The organism is Rahnella sp. JUb53, from assembly GCF_004346065.1.
Classification (GTDB): domain Bacteria; phylum Pseudomonadota; class Gammaproteobacteria; order Enterobacterales; family Enterobacteriaceae; genus Rahnella; species Rahnella variigena.
In genome coordinates this window covers 134,051-149,593 of the sequence record NZ_SLYT01000007.1, presented here as the reverse complement: position 1 = coordinate 149,593, position 15,543 = coordinate 134,051, and the positions used below count along the sequence as shown (strand labels likewise).

17 protein-coding genes are annotated in these 15,543 nt (G+C 53.3%); 11 read left to right on the top strand and 6 right to left on the bottom strand.

Annotation, left to right across the window (positions count from 1 at the left end):
* Positions 1-3: 3 nt before the first annotated feature.
* A complete protein-coding gene (gene mlaF / locus EC840_RS17210) occupies positions 4-807 on the bottom strand; it encodes a phospholipid ABC transporter ATP-binding protein MlaF (protein WP_112288374.1) in 804 nt (267 codons plus the stop codon).
* 307 nt (positions 808-1,114) lie between these two features.
* On the opposite strand from mlaF, the gene EC840_RS17205 reads away from it, so the two are divergent.
* From EC840_RS17205 to npr, 11 genes are all read left to right on the top strand, one after another.
* Positions 1,115-2,092 carry a calcium/sodium antiporter gene (locus EC840_RS17205; protein WP_112288373.1) on the top strand — a complete coding sequence of 326 codons (978 nt, stop codon included), beginning with the start codon at positions 1,115-1,117 and terminating at the stop codon, positions 2,090-2,092.
* 19 nt (positions 2,093-2,111) lie between these two features.
* On the top strand, positions 2,112-3,098 hold the full coding sequence (kdsD, locus tag EC840_RS17200) for an arabinose-5-phosphate isomerase KdsD (protein ID WP_112288372.1): 987 nt from the start codon (positions 2,112-2,114) through the stop codon (positions 3,096-3,098).
* Positions 3,099-3,114: 16 nt separating this feature from the next.
* Positions 3,115-3,681, top strand: a complete 567-nt coding sequence (kdsC, locus tag EC840_RS17195; RefSeq protein ID WP_113876727.1) for a 3-deoxy-manno-octulosonate-8-phosphatase KdsC — start codon at positions 3,115-3,117, stop codon at positions 3,679-3,681.
* Positions 3,678-4,247, top strand: coding sequence for an LPS export ABC transporter periplasmic protein LptC (lptC, locus tag EC840_RS17190; protein ID WP_112288370.1), 570 nt, complete (start codon positions 3,678-3,680; stop codon positions 4,245-4,247). The genes kdsC and lptC overlap by 4 nt, the downstream gene beginning before the upstream one ends.
* Complete coding sequence (gene lptA, locus EC840_RS17185) at positions 4,225-4,782, top strand: lipopolysaccharide ABC transporter substrate-binding protein LptA (protein ID WP_112288369.1); 558 nt, start codon at positions 4,225-4,227, stop codon at positions 4,780-4,782. Before lptC ends, lptA begins: the two co-directional genes overlap by 23 nt.
* Positions 4,783-4,787: 5 nt before the next feature.
* Positions 4,788-5,513 carry an LPS export ABC transporter ATP-binding protein gene (gene lptB / locus EC840_RS17180; RefSeq protein WP_112288368.1) on the top strand — a complete coding sequence of 242 codons (726 nt, stop codon included), beginning with the start codon at positions 4,788-4,790 and terminating at the stop codon, positions 5,511-5,513.
* Between the two features lie 102 nt (positions 5,514-5,615).
* Positions 5,616-7,049: an RNA polymerase factor sigma-54 gene (rpoN, locus tag EC840_RS17175; RefSeq protein WP_112288367.1), complete on the top strand. Its 1,434-nt coding sequence runs from the start codon at positions 5,616-5,618 to the stop codon at positions 7,047-7,049.
* Positions 7,050-7,072: 23 nt separating this feature from the next.
* A complete protein-coding gene (gene hpf / locus EC840_RS17170; RefSeq protein WP_013577259.1) occupies positions 7,073-7,360 on the top strand; it encodes a ribosome hibernation promoting factor in 288 nt (95 codons plus the stop codon).
* A gap of 98 nt (positions 7,361-7,458) precedes the next feature.
* Positions 7,459-7,941 (top strand): PTS IIA-like nitrogen regulatory protein PtsN, encoded by a 483-nt coding sequence (ptsN, locus tag EC840_RS17165; RefSeq protein WP_192878634.1) that lies wholly within the window; start codon positions 7,459-7,461, stop codon positions 7,939-7,941.
* Between the two features lie 67 nt (positions 7,942-8,008).
* Positions 8,009-8,863 carry an RNase adapter RapZ gene (gene rapZ, locus EC840_RS17160; RefSeq protein ID WP_013577261.1) on the top strand — a complete coding sequence of 285 codons (855 nt, stop codon included), beginning with the start codon at positions 8,009-8,011 and terminating at the stop codon, positions 8,861-8,863.
* Positions 8,860-9,132, top strand: coding sequence for a PTS phosphocarrier protein NPr (gene npr, locus EC840_RS17155; RefSeq protein ID WP_120131579.1), 273 nt, complete (start codon positions 8,860-8,862; stop codon positions 9,130-9,132). The genes rapZ and npr overlap by 4 nt, the downstream gene beginning before the upstream one ends.
* 25 nt (positions 9,133-9,157) lie before the next feature.
* On the opposite strand, the gene EC840_RS17150 is transcribed toward npr, so the two are convergent.
* The 5 genes from EC840_RS17150 to EC840_RS17130 form a co-directional block, all read right to left on the bottom strand.
* Complete coding sequence (locus EC840_RS17150; protein WP_132966303.1) at positions 9,158-11,077, bottom strand: PRD domain-containing protein; 1,920 nt, start codon at positions 11,075-11,077, stop codon at positions 9,158-9,160.
* Positions 11,078-11,165: 88 nt separating this feature from the next.
* Positions 11,166-12,365, bottom strand: coding sequence for a lactonase family protein (locus EC840_RS17145; protein WP_113876724.1), 1,200 nt, complete (start codon positions 12,363-12,365; stop codon positions 11,166-11,168).
* A gap of 120 nt (positions 12,366-12,485) precedes the next feature.
* Positions 12,486-13,226 (bottom strand): KDGP aldolase family protein, encoded by a 741-nt coding sequence (locus tag EC840_RS17140; RefSeq protein WP_132966301.1) that lies wholly within the window; start codon positions 13,224-13,226, stop codon positions 12,486-12,488.
* Positions 13,223-14,350 carry a DgaE family pyridoxal phosphate-dependent ammonia lyase gene (locus EC840_RS17135; protein ID WP_132966299.1) on the bottom strand — a complete coding sequence of 376 codons (1,128 nt, stop codon included), beginning with the start codon at positions 14,348-14,350 and terminating at the stop codon, positions 13,223-13,225. The genes EC840_RS17140 and EC840_RS17135 overlap by 4 nt, the downstream gene beginning before the upstream one ends.
* Entirely contained in the window at positions 14,340-15,473 is a 1,134-nt protein-coding gene (locus EC840_RS17130; RefSeq protein WP_132966297.1) for an amidohydrolase/deacetylase family metallohydrolase, read from the bottom strand. Before EC840_RS17130 ends, EC840_RS17135 begins: the two co-directional genes overlap by 11 nt.
* Between the last annotated feature and the right edge of the window lie 70 nt (positions 15,474-15,543).

The following is a 15,543-nucleotide window of genomic DNA, read 5'->3' as shown; positions in this document are numbered from 1 at the left end:
CCATTATCCGAGCAGCTCGGTTTTGTAATCACCGGCAGGAAAACGGAAAGGCACCGGTCCGTCGGCAATACCGTCGAGGAACTGGCGAACTCGCGGATCAGGGTTATTTTGCAATTCCTCTGGTGTACCTTCAGCAATGACATGCTGTGCCGCCACAATATATGCATAATCCGCAATACTGAGTACTTCAGGTACGTCATGAGAGACGACGATACAGGTCACGCCCAGCGCATGGTTAAGTTCATCGATAAGCTTCACCAGCACGCCCATCGTGATCGGATCCTGACCCACAAAAGGCTCATCAAACATGATGAGTTCCGGATCAAGCGCAATCGCACGCGCCAGCGCCACACGACGCGCCATCCCGCCAGACAACTCAGCAGGCATCAGGTCACCGGCACCGCGTAACCCTACCGCTTCGAGTTTCATGGTCACGGTGCTGCGCAGCAGTTCTTCCGGTAATTTACTGTGCTCACGCAACGGGAATGCCACATTCTCGAACACCGTCAGGTCAGTAAACAATGCACCGGATTGAAACAACATGCTCATTTTCTTGCGGGATTCGTACAGCTTACGGCGTGACAACGTCGGAATGTTGTCTCCGTCGAACCAGATTTCCCCACTACTTGGCGCAAGTTGCCCGCCGATCAGGCGCAGCAAGGTGGTTTTACCGATCCCCGAAGGCCCCATAATGGCGGTGACTTTGCCGCGTGGCACGGTCATATTGATCTCTTCGAAAATGGGACGATCGCCGCGCACGAAGCTCATGCCCTTGATCTCTACCAGATTCGATTCGCTTTGACTCATTCAGTTTATCCCTTCGGAATACTTTCGCTAAGAATACGTCTGACCCAGATGGGGTGTCGTATAACTTTGGTATTTTTACAAAAACTTACCCCGGTTTCGTTACCAAAGTTGCCATCGTTTTACTTTTCCGCCACAGACGGTCAAAATCGATGAATTATCATTTTAAATTAAAAGCCCTCATCGTCTAACATACAGGAACCTGCAGGCCTTGTTTTCAGAGAAAATGTTGCCTTAGCTCATGTTGACGAAGGAATCGCCTGCCTGCAAAGGCAACGAACCTCGCATTATACCCAATAAAGGATGTTTCATGCTTCTCGCTATCGTACTGATGATTGTCGGCTTGTTACTGTTAGTTTACGCCGCCGATCGTCTGGTGTACGGAGCCGCAGTGTTGGCACGCTCAATAGGCATACCTCCGCTGGTGATTGGCATGACCGTCGTCGGCGTCGGAATATCTCTCCCGGAACTGGTGGTTTCTACCACAGCCGCCATCAATGATCAGATGGATTTGGCCGTCGGAAACGCAATTGGTTCGAATATCATTAATATTCTTCTGATTTTGGGCGGTGCAGCCCTGATTCATCCACTTTCCGTTCGTTCTGATATATTACGCCGCGAACTCCCTTTATTGTTACTGGTCACAGCACTCTGTGGTTTTGTGCTAAGTGACGGAGAACTCAGCCGGTTTGACGGCGTTTTGCTGCTGGCCAGTGCTGCCGTGTTTATGATGCTGGTGATAAAAATCGCCCGCGCGGCCGAAAAAGAAGGGCTGGATACGCTGACATACGAGCAGATGTCCGAACTTCCTCAGGACAGCAGCAACACCGTGGCATTTCTGTGGCTGGCACTGGGCTTTATCATCATGCCGCTGGCGTCGGGCATGATTGTCGACAACAGTACAGTGATTGCCCGTTACTTTGGCGTCAGCGAACTGGTGATTGGCCTGACCGTCATCGCCATCGGCACCAGCCTGCCGGAACTCGCGACGTTTATCGCAGGTGCCATTAAGGGCGAAGATGATATCGCACTGGGCAATATCATTGGTGCGAATATTTTTAATACCTGTCTGGTGCTGGGATTACCTGCGCTGGTTGCGCCAGGCTCGTTCAACCCGGACGCGTTTCATCGCGATTACTGGGTCATGCTGGCGGTCAGTATCGTGCTTTCCGGGCTGTGTCTGATGCGTAAACATCGTATCGGCCATCTCGCCGGCGCACTGTTACTGTGTGGATTTATCGCCTATATGGCGGTTCTGTTCCTGTTGCCGGACAGCATTGCCTTCTGAACTTTGTCAGGAACTGACTATGGCTAACGTTAACTTCGCCTCCGACTTTGATTTTCAGGCCGTCGGGCGTGATGTGCTGAAAACAGAACGTGAAGGACTTGAGCAGTTAGATCAATACATTAACGGCGATTTTACCCGTGCATGCGAAAAAATCTTCGCCTGCAACGGCAAAGTCGTCGTGATGGGCATGGGCAAATCCGGCCACATTGGTCGCAAGATGGCCGCGACCTTTGCCAGCACTGGCACACCGGCTTTCTTTGTCCATCCGGGCGAAGCCAGCCACGGTGATCTGGGCATGGTATCGAAACAGGACGTTGTGATCCTGATTTCCAATTCCGGTGAGGCGCATGAAATTCTCGGGCTGATCCCGGTACTCAAGCGTCTGGACATCACGCTTATTTGCATGACGTCTAATCCGGAAAGCACCATGGGCAAAGCGGCCGATGTGCATCTTTGCGTGAAAGTCCCCAAAGAAGCCTGCCCGCTCGGTCTGGCACCGACCAGCAGCACCACGGCGGTACTGGTCATGGGCGATGCACTGGCGGTGGCTCTGCTGGAAGCCCGCGGTTTCACACCCGAAGATTTCGCCCTTTCCCATCCGGGCGGAGCACTGGGTCGCAAGCTCTTACTGCGCGTGAGCGATATCATGCACACCGGTGATGAAATTCCGCATGTCAGCCGCGACGCGTCTTTGCGTGACGCCTTGCTGGAAATCACCCGCAAGAATCTCGGCATGACGGTTATCTGCAACGACCTGATGCGGATCGAAGGTATCTTTACCGATGGTGATTTACGCCGCATCTTCGATATGGGCGTTAACATCAACGAAGCCTCGATTGCCGATGTCATGACGACCGGGGGCATCCGCGTCCGCCCTTCTCTTCTGGCGGTGGATGCGCTGAATTTAATGCAGGAAAAAAACATAACCTGCGTGATGGTTGCTGATGGTGACCAGTTGCTGGGTGTGTTACATATGCACGACATGCTGCGCGCTGGCGTAGTTTAATTGAGGAATCCCCTGAATGAGTAATAGCGCAGCCCTGGTGGAAACTTGCTACGGTCCGGTCAGCACGCAAGTGCTGGAACGGGCGAAAGCTATCCGCCTGCTGATTTGCGATGTAGATGGCGTGATGTCTGATGGCCTGATCTACATGGGAAATCAGGGAGAAGAGCTGAAAAGTTTTAACGTTCGCGACGGTTACGGTATCCGCTGCCTGCTGACTTCTGACATTGAGGTTGCGATTATTACAGGCCGCAATGCGAAATTACTGGAAGATCGCGCTGAAACCCTCGGTATACGCCACTTGTATCAGGGACAATCGGATAAGCTTTTGGCCTTCCGCGAACTGTTAGATACACTGTCTTTGCGGGCCGAAGAAGTGGCCTACATCGGTGATGACCTGATCGACTGGCCGGTTATGGCTGAAGTTGGTCTTTCCGTGGCCGTTCAGGACGCGCATCCCATCTTGTTGCCGAAAGCGCATTATGTCACCCGAATTGCCGGCGGACGTGGTGCAGTACGCGAATTGTGCGATTTGATTTTACTGGCACAGGGTAAGCTGGAGGACGCCAAAGGGCTGTCGATATGAGTAAAACAAGACTTTGGATTATTCTGGCGCTGACAGCCATCGTTCTGGTGCTGATCGGCTGGTCAATGTCTGACAACAGCGATGACGTCCAGCCGGCGGTCAACGATCAGGATCCGACCTACCAGAGCTCCCACACCGTCACGATGGTGTACGATCCGCTGGGTAGCCTGACGTATAAACTGGTTTCAGATCAGGTGAAATATTACACCACTGATCAGGTGACATGGTTTACCAATCCGGTAGCGACCATGTACGACAAGAACAAAGTCCCGACGTGGGTGCTGCATTCTGACAAGGCCAAGCTGACTCAGGATAAAATGCTCTATCTTTACGGGCATGTGCAGGCAGACAGCCTGACACCTGAGACTTCTCAGTTGCAAAGAATCAAAACGGACAATGCACGGGTTAACCTGACGACACAGGACGTTGCCTCAGATGATGAAGTAACGCTTTATGGCACAGGTTTTACATCTAACGGCATGAAAATGCGTGGTAATCTGCGTGATAAAACAGCAGAGCTGATCGAAAAGGTAACGACCTCTTATGAAATTCAAAGCAAAAAATAAAATCCGTAATCTCCTGATCGTCAGCTCATTGTTAGCCGTCAGCGTTCCGGCATTCGCCCTGAAAGATGACACGACCAAACCGATTACCATTGATTCGGCTAATCAGGCGCTGGACGTGAACACCAATACCGCGACCTTTACCGGTAATGTGGTGGTAAACCAGGGCACGATCCAGGTTAAAGCGGACAAAGTTGTCGTCATCCGCCCGCAAGGCGTTTCCGGCAAAGAAGTGGTTGAAGGTTACGGTAACCCGGTGACCTTCTATCAGATGCAGGACAACGGCAAGCCGGTAAAAGGCCATGCGCAGAAAGTCCGCTATGAAGTGGAAAACGATCTGGTGACCCTGACCGGTAACGCTTACCTTGAACAGCTCGACAGCAACGTGAAAGGCGACCGTATTACGTATCTGGTGCAGAAACAGCAAATGGAAGCCTTCAGTGATAAAGGCAACCGTGTGACGACCGTTCTGGTTCCTTCGCAGCTGCAACAGAAAACACCTGCAGCGGCGGGCCAGCCGACCAAAAAGAGTAACTGATTTTTATGGCTAAATTAATCGCAGAGAATCTGGCAAAAGCCTACAAAGGCCGCAAGGTCGTTGAAGATGTCAGCCTGATGGTCAACTCCGGCGAAATCGTCGGGTTATTAGGGCCAAACGGTGCCGGTAAAACCACGACCTTCTACATGGTCGTCGGCATTGTGCAGCGTGATGCAGGCCGTATTATCGTTGATGACGAAGACATCAGCTTGTTGCCATTGCATACCCGCGCCCGTCGCGGTATTGGCTATCTTCCTCAGGAAGCGTCCATTTTCCGCCGCCTCAGCGTGTTTGATAACCTGATGGCCGTGTTGCAGATCCGCGACGATCTGAACAAAGAACAGCGTAACGATCGCGCCAATGAACTGATGGAAGAGTTCCATATTTCTCATTTGCGCGATAACCTCGGTCAGTCACTGTCCGGTGGTGAACGCCGTCGTGTTGAAATCGCCCGCGCGCTGGCGGCGAACCCTAAATTCATTCTGCTGGATGAACCGTTCGCCGGTGTTGACCCGATTTCAGTTATCGACATCAAAAAAATCATTGAGCATTTGCGTGACAGTGGCCTCGGCGTACTGATCACCGACCATAACGTTCGCGAAACGCTCGACGTGTGTGAACGCGCTTACATCGTCAGTCAGGGCAAGTTAATCGCCCACGGCACGCCAGCCGATATTCTTGCTGATGAACAAGTTAAACGCGTTTATCTTGGTGAAGAATTCCGTCTGTGATCTGTGCCGCCGGAACCGTGCCTGTTTCACTTTAAAATGAAACAGGCCGTCTCTGACAGAAGTGTTGCCGTTTTCACTCATCAACGGAAATAAAGCCAAGATATGAAGCAAGGTTTGCAACTCAGATTCAGCCAACAACTGGCAATGACTCCACAGTTACAACAGGCCATCCGCCTGTTGCAATTGTCCACGCTTGAGCTCCAACAGGAGATCCAACTTGCGCTGGAGAGCAACCCTCTGCTGGAACAAACCGACCTTCATGAAGAAATCGACTCGGTAGAAGCCACCGACAGCGAAGGGTTAGATACCCGCGAAGCACTCGAGCAAAAAGACATGCCCGAAGAGCTGCCGCTGGATGCGACCTGGGATGAAATCTATACCGCGGGCACGCCTTCCGGCACCGGTAATGATTACAGCGACGACGAGCTGCCGATTTATCAGGGTGAAACCACCCAGACCCTTCAGGATTACCTGATGTGGCAGGTCGAGCTGACGCCGTTCTCAGATACTGATGCGGCGATTGCGACATCCATTGTCGATGCGGTCGATGACACCGGTTACCTCACCGTTTCTCTTGACGACATTCTGGAAAGCATCGGGGATGAAAACGTCACGATGGACGAAGTGGAAGCCGTGCTCAAACGCGTACAGCGTTTTGACCCGGTCGGCGTGGCCGCGCGCGACCTGCGCGACTGCCTGCTGATCCAGCTTTCCCAGTATGTGACCGACACGCCTTTCATCACCGAAGCCCGTCTTATCATCAGCGAACATCTGGATTTGCTGGCGAACCATGATTTCCGCGCACTTATGCGATCAACCCGGTTAAAAGAAGATACACTGAAAGGAGCGATGCTCCTGATCCAGTCTCTTGATCCGCGTCCGGGCCAGTCGATCAATACCGGCGAATCTGAATACGTGATCCCGGATGTGCTGGTGCGCAAAGTGTCAGGAGTCTGGACGGTTGAACTCAATTCGGACAGCATTCCGCGTCTGAAGATTAACCAGCAGTACGCCGCGATGGGGAATTCCGCACGCAGCGACAGCGACGGGCAGTTTATCCGCAGCAACCTGCAGGAAGCCAAATGGTTAATCAAAAGCCTGGAAAGCCGTAACGACACGCTGTTGAAAGTCACGCGCTGTATCGTTGAGCAGCAGCAGGCGTTCTTTGAACTGGGTGAAGAATTTATGAAACCTATGGTGCTGGCTGATATCGCCAGCGCCGTAGAAATGCACGAATCGACGATTTCACGCGTCACGACGCAGAAGTTTCTGCACAGCCCGCGTGGCATTTTCGAACTGAAGTATTTCTTTTCCAGCCATGTCAGTACAGACAGCGGCGGCGAGGCATCGTCAACCGCCATCCGGGCGCTGGTGAAGAAATTAATCGCAGCGGAGAATCCTGTAAAACCGCTCAGTGACAGTAAGTTAGCGACCCTGCTTTCCGATCAGGGAATTATGGTTGCACGACGAACCGTCGCCAAATACCGAGAGTCTTTGTCCATCCCGCCCTCAAACCAACGTAAACAGTTAGTTTGACCTCAACAGAGAAGGAAGACATTATGCAGCTCAACATTACCGGACATCACATTGAGATCACGGATCCCCTGAGAGAGTTCATCACGTCGAAGCTGGCCAAGCTAGAGCAGTATTTCGACAGGATTAATCAGGTGTATGTGGTGTTGAGCGTGGAAAAGGTGCAAAAAGTTGCCGAAGCGACTTTGCATGTGAATGGAGGCGAGTTACATGCCACCTCGGAACATCAGGATATGTACGCAGCGATTGACGGACTGGTTGATAAACTGGCCCGCCAGCTGAATAAACATAAAGACAAACTGAAACAGCACTGACATTCATGTAGCCAACCCTGTGCTACAAACCTTCGGGCATCGGCTTGTGACCTTCGGGAAACGAGCCGATATAGCTTTAAGGGTGAAACAGCGCAAAAGTGAAAGATGACATGATCAACGATATAGCAATGCAATTAACGTCGGTGCTTAATGCCGAATGCACCAAAAGCGGCGTTCATTGCGCCAGCAAAAAACGCGCACTGGAAATCATCAGCGAACTGGCCGCCAGACAACTTAATTTGTCGCCACAGGTGATTTTCGACGCTATTTTGACCCGTGAACGTATGGGCAGCACCGGGATCGGTGCCGGGATCGCCATCCCGCACGGTAAGCTGGAAGAAGATACGTTACGTGCCGTCGGCGTGTTCATTCAGCTGGAACAACCGATCGCTTTTGATGCCATCGATAATCAGCCGGTAGACTTACTTTTTGCCTTGCTGGTACCGGCAGATCAATGTAAAACCCATTTACATACATTATCTTTGGTGGCTAAGAAATTAGCTGATAAAACAGTGTGTCGCCGCCTTCGTGGTGCGCAGAGCGATGAAGAACTGTTCCAGATAATGACTGAAAACGAATAAATTGCTGATTCCCGGTACGGTGCCGGGAAAATGAATTCTGAACACTGAATGCCAGGGGAGTGACACCATGGTGCTGATGATTGTCAGCGGCCGTTCCGGTTCCGGGAAATCGGTTGCCCTACGGGCATTGGAAGACATGGGTTTTTACTGTGTGGATAACCTGCCGGTGGTTTTATTGCCGCAGCTTGCCCAGACCCTCGTTGAACGTAATACGTCAGCGGCCGTCAGCATCGACGTGCGTAACATGCCGGAAACCCCGGAAGTTTATGAGTACGCGATGTCACAACTGCCGGAGAGCTTCTCACCGCAGCTGTTGTTCCTTGATGCCGACCGCAACACGCTGATCCGCCGCTACAGCGACACCCGTCGTCTGCACCCGCTTTCCAGCAAAAATCTCTCCCTCGAAAGTGCCATTGATGAAGAAGCCGATCTGCTCGAGCCTCTGCGTTCTTCCGCTGATCTCATCATCGACACGTCCGAAATGTCCGTTCACGAACTGGCAGAAATGCTGCGTACCCGCCTGCTGGGTAAACGCGAACGTGAGCTGACGATGGTCTTCGAATCCTTTGGTTTCAAACACGGCATTCCGATTGATGCGGATTACGTGTTCGATGTACGCTTCCTGCCGAACCCGCACTGGGATCCGAAACTGCGTCCGATGACCGGCCTAGACAAACCGGTGGCGGCGTTCCTCGACCGTCATACCGAAGTGCACAACTTTATCTACCAGACCCGCAGCTACCTTGAACAATGGCTGCCGATGCTGGAAACCAACAACCGCAGCTATCTGACCGTCGCCATTGGTTGTACCGGCGGTAAACACCGTTCGGTGTATATCGCAGAGCAACTGGCCGACTATTTCCGTTCCCGCGGGAAGAACGTGCAATCCCGCCATCGCACGCTGGAAAAACGTAAATCATGACGGTAAAACAAACGGTAGAAATCAAAAACCGGTTAGGGATGCATGCCCGTCCGGCGATGAAGTTGTTTGAACTGGTGCAGAGCTTTGAATCAGAAGTGATGCTGCGCAACGGCACAGGCATTGAAGCGGAAGCCAGCAGCGTGATCGCGCTGCTGATGCTCGATTCCCCGAAAGGTCAGAAAATCGAAATCGAAGCCACCGGTCCAGATGAAGAACAGGCACTGACGGCAGTGGTAAATCTGATCAATTCAGGTTTTGACGAAGACTAATAATTAAAGCACTATTTGAGCCGTATTAAATGCGGCTTAAACAATCTATTGCAATGGCCTTGAAGCTTTCAAAATTCTCACTGCTCAGCAAACGGCTCATTGAGCGTTCCCGCACAAACGTCACGAACAAATCGTAAATCGCCATCGCTTCTTCGTAATCCGCCTTGCTGATCGCCAGCAGAAAAATCACGTGCGCGGTTTCCCCTTCTCCCCAGGCAATGCCCTGCGGCGAAAGCAACGTAATCACCACGGTTTTCTTCGCCAGCAGTCCCAGCGAGTGCGGCAGCGCAATCCCTTCGCCCAGCATGGTCGAGACAATCTCTTCACGCTCGACCACTGACGGGTAAAACGCCTGATCGACATATCCTTCTTCTTCCAGCTGTGAACACACATGACGGAACAACTCCGCCTGCGTCATCGGTTCGTTGACGATCATGAAGTGCTTTTCGTCGAAGAATTTTTCCAGCATATAAGGCCGTGTGCGGTCGACCAGCACCAGCTTGCCGAGCTGTTCCATCTGGTATTCGGTCGGAAACGGCGACAACACCACCACCGGCTTATTCTTCTCGGTAATGCGGGCGTTGGAAATAATAAAATCTTCGTCGATATGCTCCAGCTGCTCGTAATCACGCAGCGAAACCACCTGTTTCATCACCAGTTGCGGATACTTACGGTTAATCTGCGCCTGGATCATGCGGATGGTTGAATTGCCGGTGTCGCACACCAGCATCACCTGCGGATGCCGCTGGTAGCCGATATTGTAATGCCGCTCCAGCCCGACGCCGATATGCAGCACCAGAAAACCAATCTCGTTTTCACTCAGCGTATACGGCGTGTATTTTCCCCAGCTGGAGACCGCCGCCAGCGTGACGTCATAGGCCATCGGATAATGCTGTTTGATATTGTTCAGCAGCGGGTTCGGGATATTTATCTGATATTTCACCCGGGTAATCATGGTCTTAATGTGCGTCAGTAGGTCAGCACGCAGTTGCTTATCGCCCTGCAAATCATAGTTATAGTGCGAATTGATATACGACAGAATGTAATCGACCAGCGCTTCGTCATCGTCGGCGTTAATGTCGGTCGGCAGGATTTTCTGCACGCGGCGTGCGGCGATATTCACCCGCAGATAAGCTTCCTCAGAGGCAGGAATTTCCTTGCCGACGAGATTTCTGAGCTCAGCTGCCAGTCGTACGGAAACCTGCTTCACCGCCGGGTCACCGTCTTCCGCATCAAAATCGGTCAGCGGGTAACCGCCGGTAATGCGCTTAATCGCCACCGCGCAGTACAAGATCAGATACTGCTCGCCCTCATCGGTCAGTTGAACAGAAGACTGCGTCAGCACCTGATGCATAAAGCGTGTCAGCGGGACCAGCGCTTCCGGCTCCAGACTTTCCGCCTTCAGCAGCGGATTCGCCTGTTCCTCGGCATCCAGCTGGAACAGCAGATCGGTCAGACAGGCGCGGATCGCCAGTTCTGCACCGAACAGTTTCATGCCGTAGCGCGGCTTGGTTTCGATATTCAGGTGATAGCGAGCCAGATGCTCCCTCACCTCAGCCATATCATTTTGCAGGGTTCCCCGGCTGACAAACCATTCATCGGCCAGATCTTCCAGCTTCAATGAAAAAGCTGAGGTCAAAAAGCGGATCAGCAACGTTTTCACCCGCTCAGCGGCAGTGCGCGGCGTCGGATTCGGTTTGCGTTGCGTCGATTGCTGTAACGTTGAGAAAAGCGTCTGATCGTCAATCCGCAGCTGATACCCGCTGCCACGGCTGTGAACAAAGGTCGCGCCAAAATCGGCGATGATTTCATTCAGCGCAGTAATATCGGCACGCACCGTGCGCGTCGACACAGACAGTCGTTTTGCCAGCTCATCCTGAGGAAGGGTTTCGGTTTGCAGCGCATCAAACAGTTGCGCCAGACGTTGATTGGGAAATCTCACCATTGTTCTTCCATATTATTGCGGATACGCCCTCTGCGCAGTCACCGGGAAAGTTTCCACGCAGAAGGTTTAGTTCAGACGCAGTACGTTATCAGGGCAAGATCACCATCTGTGACGGACTGCCCACAGCCACATAATTATCAACGAATGACAGTTTGCCGTTTTCGCCAGAAACCTTGAATCTGGTGATGTTATCGCTTCGTTGATTCATTGCGTAAATATATTTGCCGTCCGGTGACAACGTCAGCGTTCGTGGATAATCGCCACGCGTCCAGGTTTCATCACTCCAGGTCATTGCGCCTTCGCCGGTCACGTTAATCTGCGCGATGCTGTTATGCAGGCGGTTCGCCACGTACAGATGCCTGCCGTCTTTGCTCAGCACAATCCCTGCCGCAAAGTTGGTGCCTTTGAAACCGGCCGGCAGCGATGACAGGCTGTGCAACTCCGTCAGCGTGCCTTTGGTGGTATCAAAGCGATAACTGGTCAGGGTCGAGGCTTCCTCGTTGATCAGGAAAACCACTTTGCCGTTCGGATGGAACACAAAATGGCGCGGTCCTGCACCTTCTGAAGAGGCCTTGATGAACGGCGGATCGTTGGCTTCCAGCACGCCGGTTTCGCTGTTGAGCTTCCACTGATAGATCCGGTCAAGCCCGAGATCGGTGGAGAACACAAATTTGCCGGAAGGATCGGTGGCGATCATGTGCGCGTGCGGCCCGTTATGGTCGCTGATGGCAAAACTACCCTCCGCCGCCGCTGCCGGTTTGCCTGCCCCCGCCGGACCGGAATCCTGCTGGCTGTTGCTTGCTTCGCTCAGTTTTCCACTGGCATCCACCGGGAACACTGCCACCACGCCGCTGATGTAGTTCGCCACCAGCAGATGGTCACCTTTTGGCGTCAGCGACAAATACACCGGCCCTGCACCCTGCGAATCCACCTGGTTAATCAGCGTCAGGCTGCCGTCTTCCGGTGCAATGCGGTAGGCCGCCACAGCGCCATGTTTGCCGCCGTTGTAATTATCAATTTCACTGCCGATAAACAGCGTTTTGCCGTCGTGGCTGAGCACCATCTGCGCCTGATTCGGCAGCTGGCTGGCGAGCGTTTTATCACTCAGCGCGCCGGTTTTCGGATCGAATTTAAAGCGGTAAACACCTTCCCCGTTCGGGTTGTAAGTGCCGACGTAAGCAAAATGCGGAGTCATCGAAGTCATTGTTTTTTCTGCTGCATAGAGCGGCATGGCAGACACTGCCAGCATCGCGGAGGTTAAACCTGAAATCAGAAACCAGTTTCTCATACATTTCCTCAGAATTTGGGATATCAGACAAACGAGAGAACCCTGCACCCGCTCAGTCGCTGAGAGATGCAGGGTGTTTAACCGCGCAGACGGCTTACCGCGCAGGAAAGGACAGAACCCTCAGCCCAGCAGCTTTTTGACGCTGGCCAGCAGGGTTTTCACATCTTCAGGACGGGTGTTACCCGATGCGCTGTCGATGATTGAGCTGTAAATATGCGGGATGATTTTGGTCACGCCCGCCGACAGCGCGATTTTCATAATCGGCTCGAAGTTTTCTAAATCGATGCCGCCGGTCGGTTCCAGCCAGAAATCCTGTTCCGCACAGGCACGGGCCACGGCAGCGAATTCATCGCGGGTTTTCAGGCCGCCCATCGGGAAATATTTCACCGAGCTGCCGCCCATATCTTTCAGCAGTGCAATGGCGGTTTCCACCGGCACAATGGCGTCCGCAGAAGCAGAACTCAGTGGTCCGGTATTGATCTTCACAAAGCCGGGTTTACCGGTCGGTGAAATCAGACCGTTGACCACGCTGTCGTTTTGCCCAAGCATTCCACGGCTGGTACCGACGCCGGTAAAGACCTGATTGACGTGCTGCGGCTGAACCTGCGCAGAAATCTGGCTGACCATCAGCGACTGACGTGGATCGCCCGCGCCCAGACCGACGGACAACGCGTTTTCAATCAGAGCGGCATACTCTTTCATGTCCGCCACTGCGCTCGCGACATCCGGATAATTTTTGGAAAGCACGCCGACCAGCACATGACCTTCTGCCGCTTCGTAGATGTCACGGGCATTGTCTTTCGAGCCCGCCAGCACATTCAGGCACACGCGGTCACGGTAGAAATTTGGGGTCAGCTTCATGCTTTCTCTCCGCTAAAAAGTTGTTTAAAACGTTGTGCGACAACGGCGAGTTGCGGTGGCGTCACGCTGCGCACATCGACTTCAATCTTGCCTTCGTTGGCGCGGTAGCCACGGAAATAAATCGCGATATCGCCGTTTTTCATGGCGTCCACAATGTCTTTGGTTTTCCAGCCCAGCACCGCTTCATCGAAAGTGATTTCCGTGCGGGCGATATCACGTCCGGCGCTGTCCCAGACTACGCGACCAGTAACGCCGTTGATTTCATTCAGGCTGGCGATAAATGGCGTCATCTTGTCGACCATTTCCTGCCCGGTGGTTTTCGGCAGCGTGATGTAGCTTTCGATCGCCTGCGTCAGGCCAAGAATGCCTTCTTTGCCGACTTTCATCGCACGGCCAATCCCGCCCGATTGCAGTTTTACCCATTCGACGTACTGTTTTTTGCCGAGTACCAGACCGCTGGTTGGCCCTTCAATGGCTTTCGCGCCGCTGTAAATCACCAGATCTGCGCCCATCTCGTAGTAGCAGGTCAGGTCTTCTTCTGCGGCCGCATCGACGATCAGCGGCAGATTATGCGCACGCGCCACTTCAGCAGCTTCCGCTACCGACAGAATGCTTTTCTGCACTGAGTGGTGCGATTTGATGTACATGATGGCGGCGGTACGCGGCGTGATGCAGGCAGCAAGCTGCGCGGCAGAACATTCATTGGCGTAACCGGCTTCCACCACTTTGCCGCCGCCCATGGTGACCATCGTGCCCACCGGCGCACCGTAATTCACGTTATGGCCTTTTGGCAGCACGATATCGTGCGGGATTTCCAGCGGTGCGGCGTGCAGGTTTTCCAGCAGCCACGCATCATCTTTGACGATCACCGCCGCTACGGACTGCGCGATCCCGGCGGAAGCACAGGACACCACCACGGCGTTTTCTACGTTCAGCAGTTTCGCAATGTAAGCGCCGGTTTTATTCACCAGATCTTTCATCTCGAAGTAATGATTCAGACCGGTATTCACTACTGCGGCGACTTCCTCGCGCGGCGTGGAAACGCCCAGCGCCGTCATACGACCAGATGCGTTAATAACCTGTTTTAAATCATATTTTTCATATAAAGATTGTTCAGAAGACATGAGCAGATTTCCCTTCTTCAGTTAACAGGGGGACGCCCGCGACCACAGCGGCCAGAGGCACCAGCAAACTTTCGCCCTTCACGGACTGTCCTTCGGAATCGACAAACACCTGTGGCGCAAAACGCTGCTCGAACAGGGTCAGGTCGGCATCAGCGCCGGCTTCCAGGCGGCCTTTAGCCGGCAGGCGCAGCGCGTCAGCGGCGCGTGAGGTGACGCAGTCAATCACCTGCGTCAGGGTCATACCGACGCTAAAGAACTTCGACATGACGGTCGCAAGGCTATGCACCGGGCCCTTCATACGGTTACGGCAGTAAATATCGGAACTGATGGTGTGCGGCAAAATGCCCTGCTTAATCGCCAGTTCTGCCACGTCGAAACTGAAACTCGCGGTGCCGTGACCGACATCCAGCAATACGCCGCGGCTCAGCGCACGTTTAATGGAATCGCGCAGCACACCGTCCGGCGAGAGAATGCGGTTCGGTTTGCCGTTGTAGCAGTGGGTGATAATGTCGCCCGACGTCAGCAAATCCGCGATCTCATCGAGGTTCGGCGGGTTATTACCGATATGCACCATCAGCGGCAGGTCGTCGTTTTCCTGCTGAATTTCTTTTGCGCGCACCAGTGGCTTGATGCCGTTCTGGCCGACCACGCTGCTGCTCATGCGCGCTTTAATACCGATGATAAAACCGGGATTTCGCGCGATGGCGTCACGCACGCCGACTTTGTCGATCTGCGTCATATCCGCCAGTTCGTTCTGCGTGACAATGCCGGTGCGGGCGATATTCAGAAACGCGTAGACGTTGGTTTTCGCCGCACGGGTTATCTGATAGAAATCGTCGACATCATTCGCGCCGGTGCTGCCGGCATCCGCCACAGTGGTGACACCACAGGCGACGCCAATCAGATCGGCGTCGTCATGATAAATCGGCGATTTGGGGTAACAGTGAACGTGGGAGTCAATCCAGCCTGCGCTGGCATAAACCTTGCCCTGAAGATTGAGAGTCTGGCGGGCAGTGGCATCGGCTGCCAGCGTGCCAATGGCGGCGAATTTGCCGTCCTGAATTGCAATATCAGTCAGGCTGCCGTCTGTGCGTAATGCCTGCCGGATGATTAAGTCATACATACGACGTTCTCCATAATCCGGGCGTCAGGAATATTCCCGACGCCCGCTTTACTGCTGATTTTCTTCTATG

Excerpts from the sequence above, each read along its gene's own strand:
- mlaF (WP_112288374.1), bottom strand. The coding sequence starts at position 807 with ATGAGTCAAAGCGAATCGAATCTGGTAGAGATCAAGGGCATGAGCTTC.
- EC840_RS17205 (WP_112288373.1), top strand. The coding sequence starts at position 1,115 with ATGCTTCTCGCTATCGTACTGATGATTGTCGGCTTGTTACTGTTAGTT.
- kdsD (WP_112288372.1), top strand. The coding sequence starts at position 2,112 with ATGGCTAACGTTAACTTCGCCTCCGACTTTGATTTTCAGGCCGTCGGG.
- kdsC (WP_113876727.1), top strand. The coding sequence starts at position 3,115 with ATGAGTAATAGCGCAGCCCTGGTGGAAACTTGCTACGGTCCGGTCAGC.
- lptC (WP_112288370.1), top strand. The coding sequence starts at position 3,678 with ATGAGTAAAACAAGACTTTGGATTATTCTGGCGCTGACAGCCATCGTT.
- lptA (WP_112288369.1), top strand. The coding sequence starts at position 4,225 with ATGAAATTCAAAGCAAAAAATAAAATCCGTAATCTCCTGATCGTCAGC.
- lptB (WP_112288368.1), top strand. The coding sequence starts at position 4,788 with ATGGCTAAATTAATCGCAGAGAATCTGGCAAAAGCCTACAAAGGCCGC.
- rpoN (WP_112288367.1), top strand. The coding sequence starts at position 5,616 with ATGAAGCAAGGTTTGCAACTCAGATTCAGCCAACAACTGGCAATGACT.
- hpf (WP_013577259.1), top strand. The coding sequence starts at position 7,073 with ATGCAGCTCAACATTACCGGACATCACATTGAGATCACGGATCCCCTG.
- rapZ (WP_013577261.1), top strand. The coding sequence starts at position 8,009 with ATGGTGCTGATGATTGTCAGCGGCCGTTCCGGTTCCGGGAAATCGGTT.
- npr (WP_120131579.1), top strand. The coding sequence starts at position 8,860 with ATGACGGTAAAACAAACGGTAGAAATCAAAAACCGGTTAGGGATGCAT.
- EC840_RS17150 (WP_132966303.1), bottom strand. The coding sequence starts at position 11,077 with ATGGTGAGATTTCCCAATCAACGTCTGGCGCAACTGTTTGATGCGCTG.
- EC840_RS17145 (WP_113876724.1), bottom strand. The coding sequence starts at position 12,365 with ATGAGAAACTGGTTTCTGATTTCAGGTTTAACCTCCGCGATGCTGGCA.
- EC840_RS17140 (WP_132966301.1), bottom strand. The coding sequence starts at position 13,226 with ATGAAGCTGACCCCAAATTTCTACCGTGACCGCGTGTGCCTGAATGTG.
- EC840_RS17135 (WP_132966299.1), bottom strand. The coding sequence starts at position 14,350 with ATGTCTTCTGAACAATCTTTATATGAAAAATATGATTTAAAACAGGTT.
- EC840_RS17130 (WP_132966297.1), bottom strand. The coding sequence starts at position 15,473 with ATGTATGACTTAATCATCCGGCAGGCATTACGCACAGACGGCAGCCTG.